Source organism: Lignipirellula cremea (assembly GCF_056501455.1).
In genome coordinates, this window is the sequence record NZ_CM151415.1 from 3,315,772 (window position 1) to 3,335,241 (window position 19,470).

Annotated in this window: 13 protein-coding genes; 4 read left to right on the forward strand and 9 right to left on the reverse strand. The window is 64.8% G+C overall.

What is annotated here, in order from left to right; genetic code table 11:
* Window positions 1–27 precede the first annotated feature (27 nt).
* Window positions 28–1,581, reverse strand: a complete 1,554-nt coding sequence (rny, locus tag SH602x_RS13130; protein WP_479472740.1) for a ribonuclease Y — start codon at window positions 1,579–1,581, stop codon at window positions 28–30.
* 1,066 nt (window positions 1,582–2,647) lie between these two features.
* Here rny and SH602x_RS13135 point away from each other — a divergent pair.
* From SH602x_RS13135 to SH602x_RS13145, 3 genes are all read left to right on the forward strand, one after another.
* Window positions 2,648–3,538 (forward strand): DUF1559 family PulG-like putative transporter, encoded by an 891-nt coding sequence (locus SH602x_RS13135; protein ID WP_479472741.1) that lies wholly within the window; start codon window positions 2,648–2,650, stop codon window positions 3,536–3,538.
* A gap of 179 nt (window positions 3,539–3,717) precedes the next feature.
* On the forward strand, window positions 3,718–4,137 hold the full coding sequence (locus tag SH602x_RS13140) for a carboxypeptidase-like regulatory domain-containing protein (protein ID WP_479472742.1): 420 nt from the start codon (window positions 3,718–3,720) through the stop codon (window positions 4,135–4,137).
* Between the two features lie 11 nt (window positions 4,138–4,148).
* A complete protein-coding gene (locus SH602x_RS13145) occupies window positions 4,149–5,111 on the forward strand; it encodes a metallophosphoesterase family protein (RefSeq protein WP_479472743.1) in 963 nt (320 codons plus the stop codon).
* A gap of 148 nt (window positions 5,112–5,259) precedes the next feature.
* On the opposite strand, the gene SH602x_RS13150 is transcribed toward SH602x_RS13145, so the two are convergent.
* The 6 genes from SH602x_RS13150 to ispE all read right to left on the reverse strand — a co-directional run bounded on the left by SH602x_RS13150 (window position 5,260) and on the right by ispE (window position 12,747).
* Window positions 5,260–5,631 (reverse strand): YciI family protein, encoded by a 372-nt coding sequence (locus tag SH602x_RS13150; RefSeq protein ID WP_479472744.1) that lies wholly within the window; start codon window positions 5,629–5,631, stop codon window positions 5,260–5,262.
* A gap of 108 nt (window positions 5,632–5,739) precedes the next feature.
* Window positions 5,740–7,179 (reverse strand): 2-oxo acid dehydrogenase subunit E2, encoded by a 1,440-nt coding sequence (locus tag SH602x_RS13155; RefSeq protein WP_479472745.1) that lies wholly within the window; start codon window positions 7,177–7,179, stop codon window positions 5,740–5,742.
* A gap of 402 nt (window positions 7,180–7,581) precedes the next feature.
* Window positions 7,582–10,308, reverse strand: coding sequence for a pyruvate dehydrogenase (acetyl-transferring), homodimeric type (gene aceE / locus SH602x_RS13160; protein WP_479472746.1), 2,727 nt, complete (start codon window positions 10,306–10,308; stop codon window positions 7,582–7,584).
* 321 nt (window positions 10,309–10,629) lie between these two features.
* Complete coding sequence (locus SH602x_RS13165) at window positions 10,630–11,010, reverse strand: hypothetical protein (protein WP_479472747.1); 381 nt, start codon at window positions 11,008–11,010, stop codon at window positions 10,630–10,632.
* A gap of 20 nt (window positions 11,011–11,030) precedes the next feature.
* A complete protein-coding gene (locus SH602x_RS13170) occupies window positions 11,031–11,621 on the reverse strand; it encodes a septation protein SpoVG family protein (protein WP_479472748.1) in 591 nt (196 codons plus the stop codon).
* Between the two features lie 82 nt (window positions 11,622–11,703).
* Window positions 11,704–12,747 (reverse strand): 4-(cytidine 5'-diphospho)-2-C-methyl-D-erythritol kinase, encoded by a 1,044-nt coding sequence (gene ispE, locus SH602x_RS13175; RefSeq protein ID WP_479472749.1) that lies wholly within the window; start codon window positions 12,745–12,747, stop codon window positions 11,704–11,706.
* 558 nt (window positions 12,748–13,305) lie between these two features.
* Here ispE and SH602x_RS13180 point away from each other — a divergent pair.
* Entirely contained in the window at window positions 13,306–15,408 is a 2,103-nt protein-coding gene (locus SH602x_RS13180) for a redoxin domain-containing protein (RefSeq protein WP_479472750.1), read from the forward strand.
* A 107-nt stretch (window positions 15,409–15,515) separates the two neighbouring features.
* Here the strand turns inward: SH602x_RS13180 and SH602x_RS13185 are convergent, their stop codons facing one another.
* The gene (locus SH602x_RS13185; protein WP_479472751.1) at window positions 15,516–16,814 is read right to left on the reverse strand and encodes a DUF1552 domain-containing protein; all 1,299 of its coding nucleotides are present in this window, start codon (window positions 16,812–16,814) and stop codon (window positions 15,516–15,518) included.
* A 50-nt stretch (window positions 16,815–16,864) separates the two neighbouring features.
* Window positions 16,865–19,246, reverse strand: coding sequence for a DUF1592 domain-containing protein (locus tag SH602x_RS13190; protein ID WP_479472752.1), 2,382 nt, complete (start codon window positions 19,244–19,246; stop codon window positions 16,865–16,867).
* Window positions 19,247–19,470 lie beyond the last annotated feature (224 nt).

The window sequence follows — 19,470 nt, forward strand, 5'->3', positions numbered from 1 at the left end:
GCGGCACAGAGGAAACCCTCGCCGAGCCTACCGGGCGACTTCCGTGAACCGGGACTCGCGAACGACGGTGACCTTGATCTCGCCCGGGTAGGTGAGCTGTTCCTCGAAAGCCTTCGCGATGTCGCGGGAGAGCTTCGCCGCCGAGCTGTCGTCGACCTGCGACGAGTTCACCAGCACGCGCAGTTCCCGGCCCGCCTGGATCGCGAACGCCTGGGAGACGCCGCGGAATGCGGTCGCGATCGATTCCAGCTCTTCCATCCGCTTGATGTAACGCTCCAGCGATTCCCGCCGGGCGCCGGGTCGCGACGCGCTGCAGGCGTCGGCGGATCCGACGATCATCGTGTACGGCTTGTCCGTGACGAGCTCGTCGTGGTGACCGAGCGCGGCGTGCACGATCTCTGCCTTTTCGCCGTGCCGCTTGAGCAGATCGGCGCCGATCTTGGGATGGCCCCCTTCCAGTTCGTGGTCCGCCGCCTTGCCGATGTCGTGCAGCAGACCGCAGCGCCGGGCGAGGCGACCGTCCATGCCGATCATCTCGGCGATCATGCCGGAGAGGAACGCCACCTCGACGCTGTGCCGCAGGACGTTCTGGCTGTAGCTCGTGCGGAAGTGCAGGCGCCCCAGCATGTAGATCACGCGCTCGTGCAGGCCCTGCACGTCGACTTCTTGAGCCGCTTCTTCGCCCTTCCGGCGGATCAGCGCCTCGATCTCCTTTTCGGTTTCGCGGACGATGTCCTCGATGCGCGTCGTGTGGATACGTCCGTCGGCGATCAGCTTGGCCAGCGACAGCTTCGCGATCTCCCGGCGAACCGGGTCGAAGCAACTGACGATCACCACGCCCGGCGTGTCGTCGATGATGACGTCGACGCCGGTTTCCTTCTCGAAGGTGCGGATATTGCGCCCTTCGCGGCCGATGATGCGGCCCTTCATGTCGTCGCTGGGGATGGCGACCGTGCTGGTCGTCGATTCGGCCGTGTGCGAAGCGCCATAGCGGCACATCGCCGTGAGCAGCACTTCGCGCGACTTCGCCTGGGCGAGCTCGTTCATCGCCTTTTCGTGCTTGATGATCCGGGCGCCCGCTTCGTGCGCGAGTTCCTGATCGAGCCGATCGAGCAGCGCCTGCCGGGCCTCCTCCTCGCGCAGGCCGGAGATTTCCATCAGCCGCTTCCGCTGCTCGGCCAGATTCTGCGCCAGCTCTTCCCGCTGACGATTGATCTCGTCGATGCGCTCGGCGAAGCGACGCTGGTTCTGTTCGACGAGTTCTTCCTGGCGGCGAAGCTGTTCGTCGCGAAGCTGCTGCGTCTCCTGGCGCTTGTCGAGGGACTGCTCCCTGCGCCGGTGCTCTTCGCGGATCTTGGCGACTTCATCGTCGGCGGCGACTTTCCGCTTCAGCGCCGCCTCTTTCGCTTCCAGGTCCGCCGATTTGATGCGATCGGCGGCCTCGCGCTCGGCGCGGGCCAGGATCTCCTTAGCCTGCGACTCGGCTCCGCCGGTCCGGGCGCGGTTCAACATCCAGGTAATCGCGACCGCGGCGACTCCGACGACGATCGCTGTAACGATCGCCGTAATCACGTATTCCATCGCCGCCCCTGATCCTTTCAACGGGCGTCAGACGAACGTGCGAGCTGCGACCCGTCGCTCGGCAAGCTTCGATCTGGAACCCCGGCGTCCTACCGCAGCGCGGTCCGACGAACGTTCGAGGAATCAGCCGGCCTGCGCGAAGGCGATCGCAAAACCTCCGACGGAGTCGGTCCCGAAAGCGGACCGAACGTCGTAAGGAGAGCGGGGAAAGGAGAGGCGAACGAAGAGCGGTGCGAGGCGTCGGTGTCGAACCAGGTCGATCGTGACGCCGCCGAATCGAGAACATCGAGTCGACGGCCACGTTCCAGCGAAAGTTCGGAGGGGCGTCTCTCGCGCGCCTGTCGCCCGCGGCGGCGAACCGCCCTCGACGAACCCGCCTCGGCAGGAAACGCCTTGCGGCGCCTGCACGATTCGGCTCTCCGCGTTCGGACGAACGACCTCGCGGATCCGTTCGACGATCCGGGGCAGGGCCCCGTCAGTCGCGACGGAAACGCAGAGGGCGACGCATCGCCGAAGGAGAAGAGAGATCGCGAAGAAGAGACTGATCATGCCGGCGCCTGAATCGCCCTCGAAAGTTCGAGTCGAAACGTCTCGTCGGTCGGAACGTGCAATCGGTTCCGCCCGTCGATGGCGTTTTGACGGAGCTTAAGAGCGACTCGCCGAGAAGGCCGCAGCTTTTCGTCCGCCAGACCGAATCCGCCGACGGCTCGCCGTCTTCGTTTTCGCTGACGCGAATGCTCGGAAACTGCTCCCGCTCGTCGCGGGATGCAGGGGTCAATGTAGCCGATCGATACGCGCCTTCAAGACGACATGCCGCCTGCGGCGACTGCGCTTGAGGCTGTTCCCTCGCTCGCACGCCGAGCGAACGGCGACCATCCGTTCGAGCAATGTGATGAAATGATTAAGGGATGCATCGCATGCATTCCAGTCGCGTACGTTAATTTTGTGCGCATTTAGTTGCCGTTGGCAATCGCTGCGTTATAACCCGGGGGCGTCATCTCGACGAAGCTTCTACCTTCCGTATCGCGATGCAGCGCGACATGGACTTCGTGAAGGGAACGACCCCATGCTTAGATTCCGCCGCTCCCGTTCGAGAGCCTTCACGCTCGTCGAACTCCTCGTCGTGATCGCGATTATCGGCGTCCTGGTCGCCTTGCTGCTTCCGGCGGTCCAGGCCGCTCGCGCTGCCGCTCGTCGCATCGAAAGCAGCAACAAACTGAAGCAGATGTCGCTGGCGACGCACAACTTTCACGACACGCAGCGGCGTCTGCCGACGGCTCTGCAGGACTGGGATTCCAACTGGGATCCGAAACACTACAACTTCGCCGGCTCGACCCATTACTACATTCTGCCGTACATCGAACAGCAGGCGCTCGCCGACAAGACCCCGCAGTATTTCTGGACCGTCTACACGAACAATGCGGTCAGCGCGTTCGTGAATCCCGACGATCCGTCGGACGAAGTCGGAGGGCTTTTCAACGACTCCGGCTGGGGGAATTACGGCGTCACCGGCTACGCGGCCAACTTCCAGGCTCTGGGAAGCGTCATCAGCGACAAGCCTTCTTTCAAAAAGATGGCTTCGATCACCGACGGAACGTCGAACACGATCTTCTTCGCGGAAAAGACCGCGGTTTGCCAGCGTACGACGGCCGTTCCGGGCAACGCAGGCGGCCCCTACTACAACATCTGGGCGTACGCGCGCACGGCGTGGAAGGGCTGGAATCCGGTTTTCGCGTACGAGGTGACCGGCCCGGGGTCGAAGTTCCAGGCGAGCCCGACGTTCCAGGGCTCGACTGCGACTTGCGATCCCCGCCTGGCGAGCGCTCCTCGGTCGTCCGGAATTCTCGTTGGCCTCGGCGACGGAAGCGTCCGCCTCGTGACCGCGACGGTCGCTCCCGACACCTGGTGGGCCGCCTGCACGCCCAACGGGGGCGAAATCCTGGGGACGGACTGGTAAGGCCTGCGATTCGACGATTTTCGATCTTCGCGGCGACGAACAGGCCGTCGCCGACGCATCGGATACCGCCGCCGAACGAACGGGGTCTTCCGCGCCTTCGCGGACGAACCCACGGGATCGGACGAATCGGCGGGATTGCCAGTTTTTCAGTGCGGGGAGATGCGATGCGGCGAGCGGCGATGTCGGCGATTCTGGTCTGGGCGGTCCTCGTGGCCGGCTGCATGGACTTCCCCCGCGGCGACGTCCGCGGCAAGGTGACCTATCAGGGCGAGCCGATCAGTCTCGCGACGCTGATGTTCGTCACGGTCGACAATCAGGTCTACCGCGCTGACCTCAGCGAAGACGGCTCCTACGCCATCCCCGGCGTTCCGCTCGGCAAGGTTCGCGTCGCCGTTCAGCAAGCCCTGCCGATGGTGAAGCCCCGACCCGACCCCGTCGGACCTGGAGTTGCCGCGGGGCCCGGCGGTCAGGAGTTCATTCCAGGCAACTTGTCTACGGACATGGTTCCGCTGCCCGAGAAGTACGGACATCCCGATCAGTCGGGGCTTGAATTCGAACTGACCCTGACGGAGCAGGAATGGTCCGTCGATTTGCAATGAGGAATCGATCGATGTCCCTGTCCAGACGCGACCTGTTCGCCGTCGGCGCCGCAGGCGCCGCCGGTCTGATGGCTTCCGGCCCGCTCGGCGCCGCGCGGGCGAACGAACGCGAACCGGCGATCCGGGCAGCGCATATCACCGACGTCCATATCACGGACGGCCGCGACGCTCCCGGCGGCGTCGCGAAAATGTTCGAACACATGCTCGGGCAAGCCGACTGGCGACCTGAGCTCGTGTTGAACTCCGGCGACACCGTCATGGCGGTCGACGGCAGAACTTCGGGCGCCAGGGCCGCTGAGCAGATCGCCTTGTGGAAAGCGGCCGTGAAGGCATGTCCGGCGCCGATCTGGTCGTGCCTCGGCAATCACGACGTATGGAACGGCGACGAACCGACCCATTCCGTGCCGATCGAAAAGAAGGGGTTCGGCCTGCTGACGGAAGCGCTGGGAATGCCGGCGCCGTACTACAGTTTCGATCAGGGAGGCTGGCACTTCGTCAGTCTCAACAGTATGTGCAACTGGCCGAAGTACGCCTCGCTCAGCGAAGAGCACTTCGACTGGCTGAAGGACGACCTGGCTAAGAACAATCTGCCGACCGTCGTCTTCAGTCACGTCCCCATTTTGAGCGTCACGTCGCAGGTCTACGGCGATGAGATCCGCAGAGGGAACGACAACGTCGTCCCCGGAACGTGGCATCACGCGGACTGCTGGGCGATCAGCGAGGTCTTCCGCAGTTATCCGGAGGTGAAGCTCTGCCTCAGCGGACACATGCATACGCAGGACCGCTGCGAATATCGCGGGGTGACCTACATCTGCGGCGGAGCCGCCAGCGGCGCCTGGTGGGGGGGCAGCGAGTACGGTTTCCCCCCCTGCTACGGCCGGATCGACCTGTTCGACGACGGCACGTTCGCGTACGAGTTCGTCGACTACGGCTGGTCTGCCAGGGCGTGGAGCGGCAAGCAACTGCCGGTCTAGCCAGACCGTCGTCGACGTTCATCTTTCAGGCGAGCGGGGGAGTGTGTACCTCCCGAGTACAGTTCGCGACCGCTGAATGCGTCGGGGCGAGTTCGAACTGTCGACGCTCGCCGGTCGGTCGATGAACGGCAAGTCGCGGTCGACGAAGTCACCAGATGACTTCGCCGTCCTTCGCCAGATGCATCGTCGGACGTACCTCCACCGTCCAGCGTTCCGCCGCCGGAATCCGCGCGGCGATCTGTAGCGCCTCGGACAAGTCCTTCGCCTCGATCAGAAAGAATCCGCCGACGACTTCCTTCGTTTCCGCGAAGGGTCCGTCTACCATGGCCGCGCGACCGTCGCGGACGCGGACGCATGCGGAATGCGTGGACGGTGACAGCGGCTCCGCTTCGATCAGATGGCCGCTCGCTTGAAGCTCCCGAGCGACGGCGACGTGCTGCTCATTCAGTACGCCGAGTTCCGCCTCAGGCAGCGCTGCGAGTTCCGCTTCGTTCAGATGAATCAGGCAGAGGAATCTCACGGCCCGCTACTCCTCCGAACGGACGATTTACATCGATCGCGCGGGCGCCATGCCCACGCTGCTAACGCGGCGTGGGCACGGACATGGACAATCAAGTTCGAAAAGCGATCACGGCGCCAGCAGCAGACGCCCGGGCGCTTCCAGGAAGCCGATCACGTCGTTCAGGAACCGGGCCGCCTTTCCGCCGTCGACCAGACGATGGTCGTACGAGATGCTCAGCGGCATCATCAGCCGGGCGGCAATCGAGTCGTCCTTCATCACGACGGGCAGCTTTCGCGACCGACCGATGAGCAGGATCGCGACTTCGGGAACGTTCACGATCGGCGTCGAGTAGGTGCCGCCGATCGCGCCCAGGTTGCTGATGGTGAACGTGCTGCCGCGGAGGTCTTCGGTCGAGAAGGCGTTCGTCCGCGCGGCGTCCGCGATTCCCGAGAGCTTCCTCGCGATTTCCGGAATCGAGAGCTGATCGGCGAAGCGGAGCGACGGCACGACCAGACCCCGGTCGGTGTCGACGGCGATGCCGATGCTGACGTATTCCTTGTAGACGACCTGGTCGTTCGCGCCGTCGATCGAAGCGTTGATCGCCGGATGGTTCCTCAGCGCCATCGCGACGGCCTTGATCACGAACGGCATCGTCGTGAGCTTGATCCCCTTCGCGGCGTAGTCGTCCTTGCTGCTCTGCCGAATCTTTTCGAGTTCGGTGATGTCGGCGTCGTCGAAGTTCGTGACCCGCGGGACGGTCGACCACGAATCGTGCATCCGCGCGGCGATCGTCTTGCGGATGCGCGACATCTTCTCGACACGGACGGGGCCGTAAGCATCCTGCGACAGCTCGCCAGGAACTTCGACCGTGCGCTCGGGCGCGGGGGAGGAGCCGCGCTGCGGCGACTTGGCCGCCGGCGCGGACGCCTGGCTCGCCTGACGGAGCGACGCGATCACGTCCTCCCGGCTGATCCGTCCGCCCTGACCGGTCCCTTTGACGTTTTTCAGTTCAACGCCCAATTCGCGGGCGAAACGACGGACGCCAGGACCGGCAGGGATCTGAGCTCCGTCCTGGCCTTGTTCGTCCTCTTCGATCGGGAACGGCTGATCGCCGATCTCGAGGCCCGAATCTTCGGGGTCGGTCTCATCCGACGTGCGAGGAGCGGTCGACGTCGCCCGCGTGGGCGGCTCTTCCTTCTTCGGGGCAGGCTTCGATTCGGCCTTCGCCGGCGCCTTCTTTTCGGGAGCGGCCTTCGGCTCCTCTTTCTTGGATTCTTCCTTCTTGGCGGGCGCTTTCTTGGTTTCCGCCTTCGCTTCGCCGCCGCCCGCTTCGGGCTCGAGCGTGACGAGCACGCCGCCGACCGGAACCGTGTCGCCCTTGGAGACGTGGATTTTCACGACCTTCCCGGCGTGCGAACTCGGCACGTTCATCGTCGCCTTGTCGGTCTCCATCTCGACGATGTCCTGGTCCTTCTTGATGACGTCCCCTTCGCTGACCAGGATGTCGAGCACGTCGCCGGACTCGATGTCGGGGCCGATTTCGGGAAGCTTCACCTCGATAGCCATATCGATTCCGATACCTGAGCGAACGTCTCGGGGAACGCGAAGAGGACGAGCGACCGCCTGCAGGGCGGCGCGAACTTCCGGACCCGCCGACTGGCGAGAATCGGAACATTGTAAACGCGACCGCTCGACATGGGGACATGCCCAGCGCCGGAGCGATCGGGGCCGTGCGCCCGACGAACGGCGCCGTACGGCCAATCAAAAAGGGATGACGGCCGGGCCGCCATCCCTTCGGAATTCCAGCGACTCGCGACTAGCAGCCCGTCGATTTTCTCGACGGGCTGCTAGTCGCGGCAGGATGCCGCGACGAAAACGCGGAAAATCCGCGGTTTCGCGAGCCGCGAAGAACTTGTTCTGAGTTTGGCGAGCTTGATTTTCGCCAGGATGGCGAAAATCAACGGGCAGCTACGCGAAGTAGGGGTCGATCTTGTTCGGATCGATGCCCAGGTCCTTCACCGCGGCGGCGGCCTTCTCGACGGGGAATTCGCCCCGGCGGCTGAGCCGGTAGAGCGTCGCGAGAACGATCGATTCGGCATCGACCTCGAAGTGCCGGCGAAGAACCTTGCGGCTCTCGCTGCGACCCATTCCGTCGGTCCCGAGGACGTAGTAATCGCCCGGCACGAACGGCTTGATCTGCTCGCCCAGCGCCCGGACGTAGTCCGACGCCGAGACGAACAGGCGACCCGCGTCGGCCTCGAAGCATTCCTCGACGTAGCTCTTCCTCGGCGTCTCGGCCGGGTGGAGCATGTTCCAGCGCTCCGCCTGGTGAGCGTCGCGGCGAAGCTCGGTGTAGCTCGGCACGCTCCAGACGTCGCTGGAGATGCCGTACGTCTCGGCGAGCATGCTCTGCGCCTTGAGGACGCAGTTCATGATCGCTCCGCTGCCGAGCAGGACGACCTTGGTCGCCTTCTTGCCGGCTTCGACCGTTCGGAACTTGTAGAGCCCGCGGACGATCCCTTCCTCGATGCCCTGCGGCATCTCGAATTGTTCGTACGGCTCGTTGCCGACCATCAGGTAGTAGATGGCCGTCTCGCCTTCGGCGTACAGCTTCTTGAGACCGTCCATGATGATGACGGTCGTCTCGTAGTTGAACGCCGGGTCGTACGCACGAACCGTCGGGAAGGCGATCGCGTTCAGCAGGCTGTGGCCGTCCTGATGCTGGAGACCTTCGCCGTTAAGCGTCGTCCGCCCCGCGGTTCCGCCCAGCAGGAAGCCCTTCGCCCGAGCGTCGGCGGCGGCCCAGATCAGGTCGCCGACGCGCTGGAAGCCGAACATCGAGTAGTAGATATAGAACGGAATCATGTTCACGCCGTGGGCGCTATATGCGGTGCCCGCGGCGATGAACGAGGCCATCGAACCGGCCTCGTTGATCCCTTCTTCCAGTATCTGACCGTCCTGCGCTTCCTTGTAGTATTGAAGCTGATCCGCGTCGACCGGCTCGTAGAGCTGCCCCGCGTGGGCGTAGATGCCGATCTCGCGGAACATGCCCTCCATACCGAAGGTGCGCGACTCGTCGGGCACGATCGGCACGACGTTCTTGCCGATCTTCTTGTCCTTGACGAGCTTGCGCAGCAGCTCGACGAAGCCGAAGGTCGTCGAGACTTCGCGTCCCTTGCTGCCGGCCAGGTAGCGGGAGTACTCCGCCAGAGTCGGCACGTCGGTCTTCGGCGATTCGGTCGGACGCGTCGGAACGTATCCGCCCAGCGCCTCGCGACGGGAGCGGAGATACTTCATCTCCGGGCTCGACTCGGGCGGCTTATACAGCGCCGGAAGAGACGCCTGTTCGTCGCTTAGCGGAATGCCGAAGCGGTTCCGCATCGCGATCAGGTCTTCCTTCTCCAGCTTCTTCTTGTTGTGGGCGACGTTCTGACCTTCGGCCGAATCGCCCAGGCCGTAGCCCTTGATCGTCTTCGCGAGGATGACGGTCGGACGTCCGTTCGAGCGCGCGGCGCGCTCGAACGCGGCGTAGACCTTCTGAGGATCGTGACCGCCCCGGCGGAGGCGTTCGATGTCCTCGTCGGTGTAATCCTTCACCAGTTCGAGGAGTTCCGGATACTTCCCGAAGAAGTGCTCCCGGATGTAGGACCCCGGCATCAGCGTGTACTTCTGGTACTCGCCGTCGACGACTTCGCCCATCCGCTTCAGCAGCAGGCCGGACTTGTCGCGCTCGAGCAGTTCGTCCCAAGACGAGCCCCAGACGCACTTGATCACGTTCCAGCCGGCGCCGCGGAAGAGAGATTCCAGTTCCTGGATGATCTTGCCGTTGCCGCGAACCGGACCGTCGAGCCGCTGCAAATTGCAGTTAATGACGAAAATCAGGTTCTCCAGGCGCTCTCGCGAAGCGAGCGTGATGGCGCCGAGCGTTTCCGGCTCGTCGCATTCGCCGTCGCCGAGGAAGGCCCAGACCTTCTGCTTGGCCGTATCCTTGATTCCCCGGTCGCGAAGGTATTCGTTGAACCGGGCCTGGTAGATCGCCATGATCGGCGCAAGGCCCATCGAGACGCTGGGGTACTCCCAGAAGTAGGGCATCAGCCAGGGATGCGGATAGGACGACAGGCCCGGATGGTCCTGCAGTTCCCGCCGGAAATTGAACAGGTGATCGTTCGAGAGCCGTCCTTCGATGAACGCCCGCGCGTAGATGCCGGGGGAGGCGTGCCCCTGGTAATAGATCTGATCGCCGTCGTAGCCCGACTCGCCGCGTCCGCGGAAGAAGTGGTTGAAGCAGATTTCGTACAGCGTCGCCGACGAAGCGAACGTCGAGAGATGCCCGCCGACGCCGTCGCCCCGGTTGTTGCCGGCGACGACCATCGCCATGGCGTTCCAGCGGACGATGCTCTTGATCCGGCGCTCCATCTCCCGGTCGCCCGGGAACTGCGGCTCTTCGTCCGGCGCGATCGTGTTCTTGTAGAGCGAGGTATTCGTGAAGGCGAAATCGACGCCGCGCTTCTTGGCGTGATGCTGCAGCGCTTCGAGCAGCAACTGGGCCCGTTCATCGCCCTTGCTGGCGAGCACCCAGTCGAGTGCGTCGAGCCATTCGGCGGTTTCGGCAGGATCCTGGTCGGGTCGGATCGCCGGTACGAACGGATCGTCGGGTAGCTCCGCCGAGTCCGGTCGCTCGGTGACGTTCGACATGAAACTTCCTTCGCGTGGGTAACGAGGAGCGAGCGAAAGTCAGTCGTTCCAGGCGGTCGGCCCGGCAGCGACGTAATCGCCTGCGATATAGTGAGTTCGCGTTGTATTTCGCAGAGAAATCCTACTCTTCGGGGCCCTCTCGTGGAATAGGATGGCCCCCGCACGCCTGCCGCAACCGGCAAAAGTTCGCGCAGCAAGGCGAGCATCGTCCGGAACGGGCCGAACCTGAAGCGAAAGCCCTCCGCGCCGGCGAACGTGGGTCGTAAGTCATTGTCCGGGTAGGCCTTGCGGAACGCATTGCGACTCCGTCTCCGCCGCGGTTCAGCGGCGATCGGCAGCCTTTCGCCGCGCTGACGCCTCCGTCCAGCGCTCGTATGCGGCGGTCGTCATCGCGTCGAGCGCCGGCATCTGGCCGACCGCGACCCGCGGAAAAAAGTCGAGGCAGTGGCTCCAATCGTTGGAGCGCGGATCGGGGACGATCCAGCAGCGGTAGCCGCGCGCTTTCCAGTCGAGAGCGGGGTCGGCGTTGACGAATCGCAGCAGCGCCTCGCCAACCGCTTCGCCCCAGGCGGTCGCCTCGGCTTCGTCGAACGCCTCGACGAAAAGGCCCGTGCTGCTCTCGTAATCCTCGATCGATCCTTCCAGCCAGAACTGGTGCGGAACCGGTTCGTGATAGAGGATTCCGACGAGGAACGTAGGCACTTGCGACCTGCTGGCGGCGATCAGTCGCTTTCGCGATCTTCGCGAGCGGGCGCGGGTCGAGCCGGATCCTCCGCTTCCGACTCCGGTCGTGCATGCGGCGGGCGGAGCGGTTCGGCCTCCCGCTGCAACGAGGCGCCCTTGGGAAAGGGAGGATGCCCCGTGTCCTGGCGCGGCTCCGCTTCACCGAATTCGTAGTCGTAGTCGTGATCGTCGTACCGGGAGACGTAGCCCGGCAGCTTGGCCCGTTCCTTCTCCGACTGGAACTCGACGATGACGGCGGACTGAATCATCTCGCGGCACTCGACGTTGATCGGGTGAGCGATGTCGGCGTACATCCGCTGGCGACCGTCGGGATCCCGTGCCACCTTCGCGGGCGGGAGCCGCTTGCCGCACAGGTTGCAGTACGACGCCCTCAGATGATTCTTGCAGCCGCAGCCCGGGCACTTCGCCGTCAATTTGCGGCTGGGCATGGCGACGAACGGGCCGGACGATCCTTCGATGATCTTCAGGTCGCGAATGACGAAGGCGTTGTCGAACGTAATCGAGCAGAAGGCCTGCAAGCGATCGTCGCCCTCTTCCATGAGCTTGATGCGGACCTCGGTGATCTGCATGCTTGCCCTCCCTAGGTGGCCCCTGTCCCCGATCCGTCCTCGTCGCGCTCCGTCAGCGCCCGTTTCACGCCACTCGCGCGGGTCATGCGGCGCTGACGTATCCCGGCGACCAGGGACGTGCGAGCGCCGTCCAGCCGCCGAAGATCTGTCGCAATCGCCGATGATGCCGCCGCGCGGTCGCAGCCTCCCCGTACATCGCGAAGCGTGCGCTGCCGCTTCCCGTTAACGCATGAATCGACGCGCCCTCCTGTCGAAACCGCTCCGCCGTCGCCTCGATCGCCGGAACGAGACGGCGTGCGGCGTCGTCCAGACGATTGAACGCCGACCGAGCCATTTCGTCGCGATTTCCCTGTCGCAAGGCCCGCCGAAACTCTTCGACGGAGCGTGGCGAGACGGGTAGATCGCAGGCCGCGAAGGCGTCACGCGTCGAAACGCCTTCGGGCGGTTTGGCAGTCAGAAACGTCATCCGGGACAGCATATGTCGCTCGCCGGAATCGACAGCCTCCAAACGTTCGCCCCGACCCCGGGCGATCGCCGGAACGCAGTCGATGAAAAAAGGAACGTCGGACCCCAACTCCGCTGCGAGCAACAGCATTTCCTCTCGATCGACCCGGCGATCGAACAGCGCGGCCATCCCCAGCAGCGTCGCCGCCGCGTCGCTCGACCCGCCCCCCATCCCTGCCTGCATGGGGATCCGCTTGCGGAGATCCAGATGGACTCCGCGCGAGATCCCGAACCGCTCGCGAAACAGTTCCGCCCCCCGGAAGCAAAGATTCTTCTCCGCACGAGGGAACCCGCCGTCCCGCTGATCGGTAACTCCCGCTCGCTGCGCGTCGACCGGATCGACCCAGTCGCAGGCGAGCGTCACGCGTTCGTCGTCTCGCAGCGTCAGTCGCAACTCGTCCCGAATCGCGATCGGGACCATCAGCGTTTCCAGGTCGTGATATCCGTCGGCCCGTTTCCCGAGAACCTCGAGAAACAGATTCAGCTTCGCCGGCGTCTCGACCTCGACGCAGCCTTCGCGACGACGGATCCTCATTCGACTCAATCCCTCCTGAGGCGCCAGCAGCGGCGTCAGCCGTCGCGACTGCACGCTGGATTCTATAGAACGCCGGTAGCGGGTCAAACGAATACGCTCCCGCCCGCGGAACGGGGTCCGATGCCTCGCAGCTCCCCTAACCGTTCGCTTCGCCCGTTCGCGTCTGGCGCTCCTCACGACTTCAAGTCATCCCGGCGTCCCGTTCGCCCGAGCGTTCAGCGGCGAAAGAAAAGTGTCGCCTTCTGCGTTCGTCCGCGCGTATCGTTCTCTTGGCGGGAATGCCGGCCCCAGGTGGCGCAGTCGAATCCTAGGCTCTCGACTCCGTCTTGCCCACGACGAGCGAACTAGGCGCCCGCCAGGCGACGTCGCCATTTTTCGTACACCTTCGGAGCGAGACCTCCAAGCAGTAGTTGGCGAGCGGAGGGTGTGAGCCCTCCGTGTTTTCGACGCTGGCGACCGATGCAGAGACACGGAGGGCTCACACCCTCCGCTCGCCGTGAAGACTGCCGCCCAGCGAGTCCGCGACCTTCGATTCGCCTTGACCCGCTTCGACGCCGTTTCCGACAATGGCGGCCATCGAATCTGCCGGTGGGATGCGAAAGCGTTCCCGGCAGACAAAAGCCCCCGTTCGCGAATGGAGTCGCCGTGGCGCTTCGTATTTCAGATCTACGACCCTGGTCGATCGCTTCGTCTCTCGGCATCGCGACGGCGGTCGGTTCGTTGTCGCTCGTTCCCGCCGCTTCGGCCCAGGGGCCGACGGTCGCGCAGGCTTTCGGGCTCAAGCCATTGCAGGCGGACGTCCGCTACGACGTTCCTACCGAAGAGGAAATCGCCGGCTGCAACATCGAATCGGCCAAGCTCAAACGCGGCAGCGAATGGGTCGTTCGCGACGCGGCCGGTCGCGTCTGGCGCCGGTTCCAGGACACGAACGCCGATAATCGCCTGGACCAGTGGTGCTATTTCAAGGACGGCATCGAGGTCTATCGCGATATCGATTCGGACTTCGACGGCAACGTCGACCGCTATCGCTGGGCCGGAGCCGAAGGGATCCGCCTCGGGATGGACGCCGACGAAGACGGCCTGATCGACCGCTGGGAACGGATCAGCATCGAAGAGTCGGCGTATGAACTGGTCGAGGCCATTCGCACGAAAGACGCCGCTCGCATCGACGCGCTTCTTCCCACGGAAGAGGAGGTCAAGTCGCTAGGCCTCGACGCGGGGAAGACGAACGAACTGCTGGCGCGCGTCGCCGAAGCGCGATCGACCTTCAAAGAAGTCGCCGAGGCGCAGACCCTGCTGAAGGAAACGACCAAGTTCGTGCAGTTCGGCGCCAGTCGCCCGAACCTGATTCCGGCCGAAACCGCCGGCTTCCAGAAGGACGTCTACGTCTACGACCAGGCGACCGCCATCGTCGAAAACGAAGGGCGTCATAACCAGGTGATGCTCGGCGCAATGGCGCTCTTCGGCGAAGCCTGGAAGCCGATGGATCTGCCGCAGAACCTTGTCGAAGGCGCGACCGCCACGTCGTCGGCCAGCCTGATGTTCGAGCTCGCCTTCACGGGCAACGCTGTCGCGGGCGCCGATCAGGCGAACATCGGCGAGGATCTGCAGAAGCTCATCGCTCAGCTCGACGCGCTCGACAAGAAGCTCGAAGCCGCTCCCTCTCCTGAAGCGATGGGCGCCATCCACCGCGACCGGGCGAAGATCCTGGTCGATATCATCGAGAAAACGCCGGTCCCCGCGGATCGCGAGAACTGGGTCAAGCAGTACGCGGAGAGCATCGCCGCCGCGACGCAGACGGCGGGCTTCGCCGATGGACCGTCGCTGCTCGCGCAGCTCGAAAACCGACTGGTCACCGATTCTGCGCCCGCGGGGTGGGTCGCCTTCGTGCAGTACCGCCGCCTGCAGGCGCAGTACCACCTCGACGTGCAGAAGCCGGACGCCGACTTCCCGAAGATTCAGGAAGCCTGGCTCGCGAATCTGGCGACCTTCGTGGAGGAGTTTCCGCAGTCGACCGACGCGGCCGACGCCATGCTGAACCTGGCGATTTCCGAGGAACTCGCCGACAAGACCGACGAAGCGCTCGGCTGGTACCGGAAGATCGTCGAGGCCTTCCCCAGCGAACCGATCAGCCGGAAGGCTCAGGGCGCCGTGCGGCGTCTCGATTCGGAAGGCAAGCCGATGGTCTTCGCCGGCAAGACGACGGACGGTCGCGAATTCCGCAGCGACGCGCTCCGCGGCAAGGTCGTCCTCGTCCACTACTGGGCGACGTGGTGCAAGCCCTGCCTGGAAGACATGAAGGCGATCCGCGACCTGCAGGCCAAGTACGGTCAGTACGGCTTCGTGCCGGTGGGGATCAATCTGGATTCGGAACCCGAGACGCTGGCCGCGTTCCTGAAGGAAAATCGTCTCCCGTGGACGCAGATCTACGAACCGGGCGGAACCGAGGGTCGGCTCGCGATCGAACTGGGCGTGTCCAGTCTGCCGACGATGGTGATGATCGACGCCCAGGGCAACATGCTCGGTCGCGGCGTCAGCATCGGCACGGTCGACGAAACGCTTCGCAAGAACCTGCGGGCGGACGCGTCTCCGGGAACCTCGGCGGCTCCCGCGCCGACGGCGTCGCTGCCTCGCGCAGGCGCGGTCGGTCCCGCGGCAGCCGGACCGGTTCCCCGCGGCGGCACGGCCGCTCCGCGTCCCGGCGCTCCTCGACCTGGCGCCGCAGCGCCTCGCGTCGGCGGTCGATGATTTCCGGCTGAACGCATCCGTGTGGCCTCCTACATGCCCACTCTTCGTTCGGAGAGTGGGCATGGCTCACGTAACGAGCCGTACGGCGTGCGACTTCCGCAGCAGAGCTACGCGATCTCCAGGCCGCGCATCGTGGTCGTACCGGTGGCGAACCGGTCGACCTCCATCCCGAGCGACTGCATCAGGCTGACGTAGAGATTGGGCAGGGCGTAGTTGTTCTTGGCGTCGAAGGCCAGGTGCTGACCGTGGCGGAACGATCCGCCTCCCAGCACTACCGGCAGGTTGCGATTGTCGTGCGACGACGCGTTGCCGAGATTGCTGGTCAGCAGGACCGCCGTCGAGTCGAGCAGGCTGCGACCTGATTCGTCGACTTCCGCGAGCGACCTGAGGAAGTCTCCCCAGGCGCCGACGATGGCTTCCTCGACCAGGGCGAGCTGATCGAGCTTCTCGTCGTCCCGTCCGTGGTGGCTGAGCGAGTGATACCCTTCGTCGACTCCCTCCAGCGGCACGACGCTGCCTGATCCGCCGAGCTGGTAGGCGACGAAGCGCGTCGAGTCGGTCTGCAGCGCGAGCTTGATCATGTGCGACATCAGGCGCTGCTTGCCGATGAAGTCGGCTGCGTCGGCGACGTCGACAGGCTTCGTCACGTCGACCTTCGGCTTGGGTCGCAGCGCCCAGGCCTGCGACTCCGCTAGGCGAAGTTCCAATTCGCGAACGCTGCCGTAGTATTCGTCCAGCTTGCGTCGGTCGCCCGGGCCGACCTGTCGCGACAGGCGCTTCGCGTCGTCATGCACCAGGTCCATGATGCTCCGGCCATGCCGGAGGCGGTCCGCGTGGCGCTCGCGCTCGGTTGGCGAATCGTCGACGAACAGCCGCTCGAAGAGCTTCGACGGACTATCCTCGGCCGGGATCATCGAACCCGATTCGGTGTAGCAGGGGCTGGCCGATCCCTCGCGGGCGAGCACGAGCGACGGGAACCGCGTCTCGCCTCCCAGGTGTTTCGCCATGTACTGGTCGAGCGAGATGGTGTTCTTCGCGCGACCGCTGCTGCCTGCCGGGTTGCAGGTGAGGATCGCCGCCTCGGCGCTATGTCCGCCGGCGACGCCCGGATGCGAACTTCCGCTGACGAGCGTCAGCTTGCTGCGCAGGTCGTCGAGCGACTTGAGATACCGGCTCGGCGACCAGTCGCGGCCCGCTTCCTTCGGATAGAGATTCTCTCCCAGCAGCCCCAGCCCCAGCGTCATCGCGACGAACCGCTTCGGCGCCTGCTTTCCGCCGCCTGCTGTTTCATTTCCGCGAGCGAAGGCGGGCTCCATCGCCCCGAGCAGCGGCAGCGCCATCGAGACGCCCGCGCCGCGCAGGAACGTCCGGCGGTCGAGTCGGCGAAGGGTCAGTCCGCGAAGCATGGCTCAGTCCTTTCGAGGGATCGCCCGGCGCTCCGGCCGATCGGTCACGTTCATTTGCGGCGGAAGATCGGGCTCTGCACGACTTCGTGCAACAGCGTGCGAAATCCGTAATCCGAGGCGGCGGCGTTCTCGACGAGGCGGTCGAATTCGTCCCGATCGGAGAAGGCGACCGGCCCGCCCGTGCCGTAGGCGATCAGGTGCGAAGCGAGGTTGCGGGCGAGGGCGTCCTGCTTCGACGACGCGATCTTCTGGAACTCCGCGACGTCGTCGAACGGTTCCCCCTCAGGCGTCTCGAAGCTGGCGTCGATCGGCAGCCCCTTCTCGCGATTGCCGTTCTTCGCGTAGCGATCGCGCCAGCGACCGCCCGGGTCGAAGTTCTCCAGCGCGAAGCCGGGCGGGTCGACCTTCACGTGGCAACTGGCGCAGTTCGCGTCGGACTTGTGCAGTTCGAGCTGCTCGCGAATGGTCGTCGCGCCGCGGACGTCGGGCTCGACCGCCGGCACATTCTGCGGCGGGGGCGGGACGTGGATCCCTAACAGCCGTTCCGACACCCACACGCCGCGAAGCACGGGCGAAGTCGTCGTGCCGTTGGCCGTCACCTTCAGGATCGCCCCCTGCGTGAGCAGCCCGCCGCGGGGCGAATCCGCAGCGAGCGGAACGCGCTGCAACGCATCGCCTTTCACGCCTTCGATGCCGTAGTAATCGGCCAGGCGTTCGTTCAGAAAGCAGAAGTCGGAGTCGATTACGTGCGAAACGCTCAGGTCTTCGTCCAGCATCGTCTGCAGATACGCGCGCGTCTCGGCCAGCATCGACTGCTGCACGATCAGATCGAAACCCGGGACCAGTTTGCGATCGGGCTGCGTGAAGTCGATCTGGCTCAGGTCGAGCCACTGCCGTGCGAAGTCGGCGACGAAGCGCTGGCCCCGCTCGTCCTGCAGCATCCGCTCCACTTGCGTCTGCAGCGCTTCCGACTGGCGAAGCTCGCCCGCGTCCGCGAGTTTCCGAAGCGCTTCGTCGGGCGGGGCGTTCCAGAGGAAGTAGCTCAGCCGGGCCGCCAGCGCGTGGTCGTCCAGTTCGCCCGGCTCTTCCTGCAGGTAGACGAATCGGGGCGCACACAGAAGCGAACGATAACCCTCGCACAGCGTCGTGAGCAGGGAATCCGGATCGCTCTCATCAAGTTGCGACTGGGCCAGATCGACGTAGCGCTGGATCTCTTCCTTCGTGACCGGTCGGCGGAAGGCGCTCGACGCGAAGCGTCGCATCAGTCGGGCCAGGTCGCCGCGCGGGTCGTCAGAGAGAAGCGTCGCCTTCGTCGCGCCCTTCTTGCCTTGTTCGATCTTCAGCGTCAGATCGCCGAACAGCAGTTCGCGCACGCCGTCGTCCTCCGGACCGCGATGAATCCGGGCGAGCGTCGCCGAGTGCAGGCCCATCCCGGGCACGTTCTGCGGCTGCATCTCACCGGCGCCGACCTGACCGCCCGGCGTCTGACCCCGTTTGAGCCTCGCGTCGTAGGGGCGGATCTCGAACATCTGTCCCGGTTCTAGCCACGCTTCGACGGTGACCGTCTTCGGTTCGTCCGTCGCCAGGAAGGTCGCGATCTCCGTCATCAGCGGCGCCGACGACTTGCAGTAGCCGGTGCGAACGGTGCACCAGGCTCCATCCTCGGCCTTGAGCGACGAGACCTGAAACGTCAGACGATACCACCCGGGCTGCTTGGCGGTCGTTTCGGAGACGCGTCCGTAGAAGGCGAGTCCGGCCGACCAGATGACGGCCATCCCTTCGTGGAACTCCGGATCCCGGCAGCGTTGCTTCGGGTTGTCGCGGCAGAGTTCGTGGGCGGTGAGGTCGCGCGACCATTCGTCCGGCTGGGTCGTCGCCCGGCGGAACGCTTCCTCGAGCGCGGCGTCGACCACGATCAGATGATTCTCCAGGTCGAAGTGCGAGAACGACTGATCCCGCGCCAGCGTATCGAATCCGCCGTTCCGCGGCGGCTCCGGCACCAGTCGCGCGAGCGGAACGTCGACGCCCAGCAGATCGTGCAGCGATCGTTCGAGTTGGACTGCCGTCAGCCGGCGTGCGGGAACGCGACCCTCCCGGGCGACTCGCGCTTCCGAAAACTCGTTCAGCCACGCGCCCGCCTGGGCCACGAAGCGATCCCGTTCCTCCGGCTCGACCGTCGACGCATCGGGCGGAGGCATCTCGCCGTCCGCGACGCGGTCGAACAGGTAGGCCCAATCGTCGAAGACCGCGTCGTCGTTCAGATCGTCCGAGAAAGAGGTCAGATCGAGGCCTCCCTCCGCGGTCGACTCCGAATGACAGTCGGTGCAATGCCTTTCGACGAAGGCCTTCGCCCCTTCCGGCAGCGCAGCGTGCAACGAACACGCCGCGAACAGCGAAAGCGCAAGGAGAACCGGCGAGAGAAACGCTCGCATCGTGATCCGTCGAACTTGCAGGCGGGACCGGAACGCGAAGGGTCGCGCGACCGGCGAAGTCGGAGAGAGTGCGGGCGGGAGCCCCGGGGTTCTGAATTAGAACCCGGCGAGAGGCACGAATCAAACCGCTCGATTGCGGCAGATCGAGCCTGGCGCCTGGGGATCGTCGTACGCGTACGACGATGCGCGAGACGGGAAGGTTATTGACCCGTACGAGCTTTTTT